The following is a 2,292-nucleotide window of genomic DNA, read 5'->3' as shown; positions in this document are numbered from 1 at the left end:
TGGTACAAATTTGCTATGGTGTATTAAAACATCAAAGCGAATACCGACCTCAAGTAGCTTGAGGTCGGCTGGGAGAGATGGTATCTATAACATTACTAGCCAGTGACTATTGCTGTCCTTTTCTCGAACTGGCAGCAGCGCTTTCAAAGGTAGCTTGTAGTGCTCATAAAAAAAAGCCTCGCTAGGAGGCTTTAACAAGAAACGACTTATATATTATTTTGCAAAATCATCCAACGCATCACCAGTCAACCGGAACACGGTCCATTCGTCCATTGGCTTGGCGCCGATGCTTTTATAGAAGTCGATAGCTGGTTCATTCCAGTCCAGTACGGACCAGTCTACGCGTGCACAGTCTTTTTCTACTGCTATCTGTGCCAATCTTTGCAATAAGCAATAGCCGATTTTTTTGCCACGAAATTCCGGTTTAACGTAAAGATCTTCCAGGTAGATACCGTATTTACCTAAAAAAGTTGAGTAGTTAAAAAAGTAGAGGGCGAAGCCGGCTGGCTGTCCCTCATACTCTGCAATCAGACAGTGGGCTCTGGCGTCTTCAGCAAACACAGTTTGCTCAATATCAGCAACACTAGCCACCACTTCATGCGACAGCTTTTCGTACTCGGCTAGCTCTTTAATGAAGCCAAGAATTTGCGGTGCGTCTGTGCGCACCGCTTCTCGAATAACCAAATTACTCATTAGCTTTTGTACTTTTTGAATTCGTTGCGATACCAGTCAAACTGATTGTATGTGGTTTCAGCAACCTGAGTCATCTTACTGACAATAATGATTGCCAAGCTGGCGAAAACAAAGCCAGGTAGCATTTCATATAGGTCGAATAAGGCAATTTCAGTATTGTTACCTAACCAATCCCAGACCAGGACAGTGACCGCACCCGTTACGATACCCGCCAATGCTGCATGACGAGTCATACGCTGCCACAATAGCGAGAAGATAATCACTGGGCCAAATGAAGCACCAAACCCTGCCCAGGCCTGACCAACCAGATCCAGCACACTGTCACGCTCAAAGATGGCGACCGTGATACCGATACCAGCAACCAGAATCACCACAAAACGGTTGACCCATACCAATTCTTTCTCAGAAGCACCTGGACGAATGTAAGGTTTATATACGTCTTCGGTTACAGAGCTTGAAACCGCAAGCAATTGTGAATCAATGGTACTCATTACTGCTGCAAGAATTGCTGCTAATAGGAAACCTGCTAACCATGGATTAAATAACGCCTGCGTCAATAATAGGAAGACTTTCTCACTGCCGCGCTCAGTATTTAAGACAGCAACATCCTCAGCAGTTAATAGAACATAGGCTTTAGCGTTGAAATCACCACCGAAGAAGGCGATACCGGCAAAACCGATAAACACCGCACCCAGCACACAGATAATCATCCAGCCCATGCCGATGCGACGCGCCTGTGGCACAGTGTTGACACTTTTTACTGCCATGAAACGCGCCAGAATATGTGGCTGGCCGAAGTAACCTAGACCCCAGGCCGCTAATGAAATCAGGCCAATGGTAGTCAACCCATCAGTGAAGCTCAGTGCATCAGGTTTAATCTCGCGTGTCGCATCAATGATGCCACTCATACCATTGTATTCAACCAATAACACAATTGGCGCTACAATTAGAGCGGTCATAATGATTAAGCCCTGGAAAAAATCGGTCCAGGAAACTGCCAGGAAACCACCAAGGAAAGTATACGAAATAATAACGATAGAACTGACCAGCAACGCAGTGTTGTAATCATAACCAAAACTAGATTCGAACAACTTACTGCCCGCGACCAGACCGGAACCGATGTAGTAGCCGAAGAACACAATCATGACCAGTACGGCAACGATACGCAGCGACTTACCAGCATCGTGGAAACGGCCTGCGAAATAATCAGGAAGGGTCAACGCATTGTCGGCAATTTCAGTATAAGCACGCAAACGACCGGCAATAAATTTCCAGTTAAGGTAAGCACCAATAATCAAGAACAGTGCCAACCATGAATTAGACAAACCGGAGAAATAAATCGCACCCGGCAAGCCCATCAAAATCCAGCCACTCATATCCGATGCGCCTGCACTTAACGCAGTTACCGCACCACCCAGGCCGCGACCACCCAGCATATAATCGCTGGAGTCATTGGTTCGCATGTAAGCCCAGATACCGATAGCAATCATGAACACCAGATAGATCAAAAACGCGATCTCAACTGGCCCTACGGTCATCCCCAAAAAATCGAACTTGGTATAGTTCATAACACCTCACTAGGTTAAATTAATTTGTCCA

At 45.9% G+C, this 2,292-nt stretch carries 2 protein-coding genes; both read right to left on the bottom strand.

Annotation, left to right across the window (positions count from 1 at the left end):
• Nucleotides 1-213: 213 nt before the first annotated feature.
• Nucleotides 214-693: a GNAT family N-acetyltransferase gene (locus HUJ19_RS04045; protein WP_290622395.1), complete on the bottom strand. Its 480-nt coding sequence runs from the start codon at nucleotides 691-693 to the stop codon at nucleotides 214-216.
• A complete protein-coding gene (gene putP, locus HUJ19_RS04040; protein ID WP_290622393.1) occupies nucleotides 693-2,261 on the bottom strand; it encodes a sodium/proline symporter PutP in 1,569 nt (522 codons plus the stop codon). Before putP ends, HUJ19_RS04045 begins: the two co-directional genes overlap by 1 nt.
• Nucleotides 2,262-2,292 lie beyond the last annotated feature (31 nt).

The sequence above is a fragment of the Kangiella sp. genome, from assembly GCF_014762745.1.
Lineage (GTDB): Bacteria > Pseudomonadota > Gammaproteobacteria > Enterobacterales > Kangiellaceae > Kangiella.
Note: the sequence above shows the minus strand (reverse complement) of the source record. Positions and strands in the feature narration are given on the sequence as shown.